The 6334-nt window shown below is 60.3% G+C and carries 4 protein-coding genes and 1 pseudogene; all 5 read right to left on the reverse strand.

What is annotated here, in order from left to right; all coding sequences use genetic code 11:
* Nucleotides 1-554: pseudogene (locus EN745_RS27125) on the reverse strand (ABC transporter permease); the annotation flags it as partial.
* Nucleotides 551-1549 carry an ABC transporter permease gene (locus tag EN745_RS27130; protein WP_126058886.1) on the reverse strand — a complete coding sequence of 333 codons (999 nt, stop codon included), beginning with the start codon at nucleotides 1547-1549 and terminating at the stop codon, nucleotides 551-553. The pseudogene EN745_RS27125 and the gene EN745_RS27130, both read right to left, overlap by 4 nt.
* Nucleotides 1550-1551: 2 nt before the next feature.
* Complete coding sequence (locus EN745_RS27135) at nucleotides 1552-3450, reverse strand: ABC transporter substrate-binding protein (RefSeq protein ID WP_127422672.1); 1899 nt, start codon at nucleotides 3448-3450, stop codon at nucleotides 1552-1554.
* Nucleotides 3447-5342 (reverse strand): ABC transporter ATP-binding protein, encoded by a 1896-nt coding sequence (locus EN745_RS27140; protein WP_126059398.1) that lies wholly within the window; start codon nucleotides 5340-5342, stop codon nucleotides 3447-3449. The genes EN745_RS27135 and EN745_RS27140 overlap by 4 nt, the downstream gene beginning before the upstream one ends.
* A 142-nt stretch (nucleotides 5343-5484) precedes the next feature.
* Nucleotides 5485-6334: adenylate/guanylate cyclase domain-containing protein (locus EN745_RS27145; RefSeq protein WP_145992149.1), on the reverse strand; the 850-nt coding region annotated here is incomplete at its 5' end.

Raw genomic sequence — 6334 nt, forward strand, 5'->3', positions numbered from 1 at the left:
CCATAGATGACGCGCGAGAAGACATCGCGCCCTAGCCTGTCAGTGCCGGCAAGAAAGAGCTGGCCGTTTTCGGCAGGGCAGACAAGGTGCCTGTCACCTTCGATCAGACCCCAGAACCGATAACCGTCGCCCCTGCAGAAGAAGCGGATCCGCTGTACATCATCCTGTCTCTCGATGTAGTTCCGCTTGAGCGTGTCCATATCCAGCGTCATCTGGCGGCCATAGACGAACGGCCCGACGAACTGGCCGTTGTGGAACAGGTGCACCCGCTGCGGCGGCGAATAGATGTAGTCCATGTTGCGCGTGTGCAGATTGTAGGGTGCCAGGAACTCGCAGATCAGTATCCCGAAATAAAGCGCTGCCAGGAACATGCCGGATATAAGGGCAAGCCGATGCCGTCGGAATTTCCACCACATCAGCCGCAACTGTGACGCCTGAAAAACCTTCGACTGCTCCGGCGTCATCGCCTCGACCGACTGCAGGTCAAAGGGCGCGATGGAAACGTAGTGTTGCAGTGGGGCACCCGGAGCGGGCAGCGGCGATTGCGTGTTCATTTGGTGCTGCCGCCCTGCAAACGAATTCGTGGATCAAGCAGCGCCAGCGCCAGGTCGGAAATCAGGACGCCGATGACCGTCAGGAAAGCGAGGAACATCAGGAACGACCCCGCCAGATACATGTCCTGGCTCTGCAGCGCCTTGATCAGCATCGGCCCGGTCGTTTCCAAAGACAGCACGATCGCCGTGATTTCAGCGCCGGAGATAATGGCTGGCAGGATGGAGCCGATGTCCGAAATGAAGAAATTAAGCGCCATGCGCAGCGGATATTTGACCAGCGCCTTAAAGGGATGAAGGCCTTTGGCGCGCGCGGTCACGACATATTGCTTGTGTAGCTCATCCAGCAGGTTGGCGCGCAGCCGCCGGATCATGCTTGCCGTGCCCCCGGTGCCGATGATCAAAACCGGGATCCAAAGATGGGCGAGGATCGACTTCGCCTTGGCCCAGCTCATCGGCTCGCTGAGATATTGCTGGTCCATGAGATGGCCGATGGACGTGCCGAACCAGATATTGGCAAAATACATCAGGATCAGCGCCAGCATGAAGTTCGGAATGGCAAGGCCGAGAAGGCCGAAGAAGGTCAGGCCGTAGTCGCCCCAGCTGTATTGATGCGTGGCGGAGTACATGCCGATCGGAAAGGCGATGAGCCAGGTGAAGACGATCGTGACGAAGGAAACCAGCACGGTCAGCCACATTCGCTCCCCGACGACGTCGCGAACTGGCAGCTCATATTCGAAGGAATAGCCGAAATCGCCGTGCAGCATCCCGCCGACCCAGTAGAAGTAGCGAATGATCGGCGGCTTGTCGAAACCATAGTCCTTGCGCATCATCTCGATGCGATCGGAATCCACCGCTTCGCCCTGAGCCCGAAGCTCGGCAACATAGCTGTCGAAATAGTCGCCAGGGGGAAGTTCGATGATCGTGAACACCAGCGCCGATATGACCAGCAGCGTTGGAACCATCACGGCGATGCGCCAGACAATATATCGAAGCACGCTCAGGTCTCTCCAAGCCAGAATGTATCCGGCATGTAGACACCGAAATAGGCTGTCGGGTCGTAGCCGTAGAGCGCCTTTTCAGGCAGATTGCGCAGCCGCGAGGATGCCAGAACCGGCTGATGCGTTCCGTTCACCGTGCCGATCGAGAACACCTGATCGGTGTAGATCGACAGCATTGAATTCCAGATTTCGGCGCGCTCCGTGGCTTCGGTCGATGCATTCCAGCGCTTGAGCAAAGCCATCAACTCGACCACAGGCGCAAGATCGGGCGCCTCGCCGAGCGTGCCGTGAGACAAGTAGTGAGCACCCCAGAGCGGCCATTGCAGCTGGTCGTCGATGGTGGGGGCCAGCTGGTACGGGTTCATGTCGGCTGTCGCCACGCCATTGTCGATGCCCGACCACATCGACATCATGATCTGGCCGCCAAGCGCGCGGCTGCGGAAGATGTCGCGCTGCGAAGTCCGGATGAACAGCGCAATGCCGATCTTGCGCCAGTGATCGGTGATGAGTTCGAGTGCGTCGGTTTCCAGCGTGCTTTCGCCGGCCGTTTCCACGATGATCTGCGCCGGGCGTCCATCGGGAAGTATCCGCAGGCCGTCATCGTCACGCGTCTGAAGCCCGACCTCGTCGAGCAGGGCATTGGCCTGGTCGGGGTCATGGGCGACCCAGGCTTTCGCAAATTCCGGCCGGTAGAGCGGGCTCTCCGGCAGGACCGTATCGGCACTTTCCTGCGCCAATCCGTAGAACACGGCCATGTTGATCTCGCGCCTGTCCACAGCGAGCGAAAGTGCGCGGCGCACGCGAACGTCGCGAAGAAGGCCACGCCACACCTGGTCGGCGCAATTCAGATTGGGTAGCAGCGCCAGCCGCGAACCCTGTGTGCGTTTCCAGAGATGCATCTTCACCGGGTACCGCTTCTCCGCGTCCTTCAGGAAGGCGTAATCGGCGAAGTCAATTCCCATGCTTTGCAGGTCGCTCTCGCCCGCACCGGTCTTGGCGGAAATGATCGCCGACGAGCTGACATTCATGACGATGCGGTCGACATAGGGTAGTTGCCGGCCATTCTCGTCTATTCGATGAAAGAACGGGTTCCGCTCGAAGACGAACTGTTCGGCCGGCGGCTTGGTCCGGTTCTGCCAGGGATCGAGCGTCGGCAGATCCGGGTTCTCCGGGCGATACTGCCGCGACATGCGGATATGCAGGAGCGTCCATTTCTGGGCCCGGTTCTCCTTCATCAGGCCGGCGAGCCGGAATGGATCCTGGTATTTCTTGTGGAACTGCTTGAGATAGGCGGCCGGCAGAACAAGCGATAGCGGCGAAGCAGCAGCGAGCTTGGGCAGGAAGTCGGGATTGGGCGCATCCCAACTATAGCGGACCGTCAACGGATCGACGATGTCGAAGCGCGGCGGCTTGCCGTCAGCCAGCAGGGCTGGGGCGAGCCCGCCTTGCGAAAGCTCATCGTTCAGCCAGACATCTTCCCAACAATAGCGAAAATCCTCCGGCGTCAGCGGGCCACCGTCAGACCATTTATGCCCTTCCCGTATCTTGAAAGTGAAGACGCGATCATCCGCTACGTCGAAACTTTCGAGAATGTCGGGTTGCAGGTCGAGCTTTTCGTCATAGCCGACCAGGCGAGCATACCCATAGATCGTCATCAGCCGGATATCTTTCTGGCTGCCGATGATCGTGCGCAGCGTGCCGCCATACTGGCCGGGCTGCCGGCCGATCGCAGCGAGATTCAACGCGCGCGGGCGCTTCGGCAGACGTTCGGCGAGTGCCGGCAGCGCCCCGGCCTGCAGCCGCGGCTGAAGAAATTCCGGCTCCAGATCGCCGGCGCTTGACGTATTCGGCAGAAATGCCGAAGCCATGAGCCCAAGGACGGTGCGCCGGCTGATCAAGGGCGTAGCTCGCTGACATCGGCCGAACGTCGGGCCAGCACGAGGTGGCCGCCGCCAAGGTCGAGCGGCGACAGCGTATCCTCTTCGCCCTCGTCGCGGAATTGCGGTCCCCAAGCGCTGGTGTCGGAAGCGCCGCCGAGCTTCAGCGTCTTGAAATCCATCGGCCTGTCGAGATCAGGGAAAGGTACTGCGGCAACCAGTGAGCGTGTGTAGGGGTGGATCGGTCTCCTAAGCAGAATTTCGCGCGGCGCAAGTTCGACGATACGCCCGCCGCACATGACCGCGATGCGGTCTGCCATGTAATCCACCACCGCCAGGTTGTGGGAAATGAACAGGTAGGTCAGACCCAGTTCCTTCTGCAGGTCCTTCAGAAGGTTCAGTATCTGCGCCTGGACAGAGACATCGAGCGCCGAAACCGGCTCGTCGCAGATCAGCAGTTCAGGCCCCAGCGCCAAGGCGCGCGCAATGCCGATACGCTGACGCTGCCCACCGGAGAAACTGTGCGGATAACGCTTGATAAAGCGCGGATCGAGCCCGATTGCCTGCATCAGGCTCTTCACCGTGGCAAGTCGGGACGCGGCATTGCCACGTTGATGGATTTCCAACGGCTCGCTCAAGATGTTCTCCACCGTCATGCGAGGTGAAAGCGACGAAACCGGATCCTGGAAGACCATCTGGATTTTCGCGCGCAGCATACGCAGGGCATCTCCCTCGCCTTCCAGGACGTCGATCGGTCCATCGCGGCCGTTGAAGATCACAGAGCCGCCGCTAGGGGTGACTGCCCGCATAAGGATCTTGCTGACGGTGGTTTTGCCGCAGCCGCTTTCGCCAACCAGACCCAGGCACTCACCCCGCCTGATATCGAAGCTCACGCCGTCCACGGCACGAACAGAGGTTTGATGATCCCCGCCGAACCATCCGGACTTGCGGATGGTGAAGGTCTTTTTCAGATCCCTGACCGATAGCAGGAGGTCGTCCGGCCCCTTCGATGCCGGCGCCGTCTGCTCGCCGAGCAGGTTCCCGACACTCACCGGCACCTCGCGGAGCGCCTTTAGCCTTTCGCCAGGCTTCAGGTCGAAATGCGGAACGGCTGCCATCAGACCCTTAAGGTAAGGGTGGCCTGGCCGGCGGAATATCGCCTCGACGGGTCCCGCTTCCATGATCTCGCCATGGTACATGACCACCACCTCGTCGGCGACATTGGCGACCACGCCGAGGTCGTGCGTGATCAGTAGCATCGCCATGTTCAGCTTTGTCTGAAGCCCGCGCAGCAATTGCAGGATTTGCGCCTGTATGGTGACGTCCAACGCCGTCGTCGGCTCGTCGGCGATCAACAGGGCGGGCCGGCAGATAAGCGCCATGGCGATCATCGCGCGCTGACGCAATCCTCCCGAAAGTTCAAAGGGATACATGTCGTAAGCGCGCCTGGGATTGGGAAAGCCGACAAGGCTGAGCATTTCCTCGGTCCGCGCCTTGCGCTCCGCCCGAGCCATGGGCGTATGAATCTGCAGGGATTCGCTGACCTGGTTGCCGATCGTGTGCAGCGGCGACAGCGATGTCATCGGCTCCTGAAATATCTTGCCGATGCGGCTCCCTCTCAACGCTCGGATTTCGGGTCCATCACGCGGCATCTGCAGGATATCCTGCGTCATGCCGGGTTTTTCAGGGTCGGAAAACAGGATACGGCCGCGAACATGGGCTGTGTTCGGCAAAATGCCCATCACTGCCTGGCTGAGAACCGATTTTCCGGAACCTGACTCGCCTACAAGCGCGGTGACCTTGCCCGGCAGGACGCGAAGATTTGCGCGCCTGACCGCATGCAAGGGTCCCCCAATAATGGCAAAAGAGATGCCAACATCCTCGATCCGTAGCAGATCAACGCCCGAATTCATTCTCACACCAGTCCCACTCTGGCAGCTCCCAGAAAGCGAGACTACCGCATTGCCAGCTTGTAGCAACTTGGATTCGAAGCGGGCCAGTGGCGGAACCTGCGCCCGGACGGCCTGCCAAGGGCGTTCGGGCTGTTCGTTACGCTTACTGGAGCTTGCTCGGGTCTCCCGCCGATAGCCGGGCGGCATCGCGGTGCAGCAGCATGACCTGCTCGGCCTCCGATTTCCGATCGTGAATGGTCTCCATCGCACCGTCCTCATCGAGTGCGAGCGCACCCGACAGATCGGGTGAAAGCACCGTCAGCTTCTGCTTGATGCCAGTCAGCTCCTCATGGCCCAGCGTCAGCCAGCTGTTTGCGCCGCAATAGCTGGCGAAGTCCTTGCTGGCGAGAACGCTGTGCGGATACTTCTTGGTCAGGATCTGGAGGCGCTGGACCTCGTTTACAGCTGAGCCGAAGGCAGAGAATGTGAGCCGGTCGGTAAGCCCGACATTACCGAACATCACATTGCCGACATGCAGGCCGATGCCAAATTTTATGTCGGACAACCCCTGCTGCTTTCGGCGCAGATTGAGATCCACGACGCGCGCGGTAGCCTGATGCGCTGCCGCAAGAGCAGCCTGGCAGGCGATCTCGGACTGCGAACGGTGCCGTTCGCAAGGGTATACGGCAATGAAGCCGTCCCCAATAAAACTCATGATCTGCCCGCCTTTGCGATTGAAAGGTGCGGCAACGGCGTCGAAAAACTGGTTCAGCGTATCGATATAGATTTCACGGCCCGAGGTTGCGGCAAGCCTTGTCGAGCCGCGCATGTCGCCCATGACAAGTGCGGCCCGGATTGTATCGCCCTCGCCGCGCCTGATCTGACCGTCAAGCACGCGCCTGCCGGCGTCGCCGCCGAGATAGGTGGTCATCATGTTGTCGGCGAGCTTGGTAAGCACCGCCATCTTGGTTGCGATCGCGAGATGGCTCTGGATGCGAAGCAGCGCTGAAATC

Source organism: Mesorhizobium sp. M4A.F.Ca.ET.022.05.2.1, assembly GCF_003998845.1.
Classification (GTDB): domain Bacteria; phylum Pseudomonadota; class Alphaproteobacteria; order Rhizobiales; family Rhizobiaceae; genus Mesorhizobium.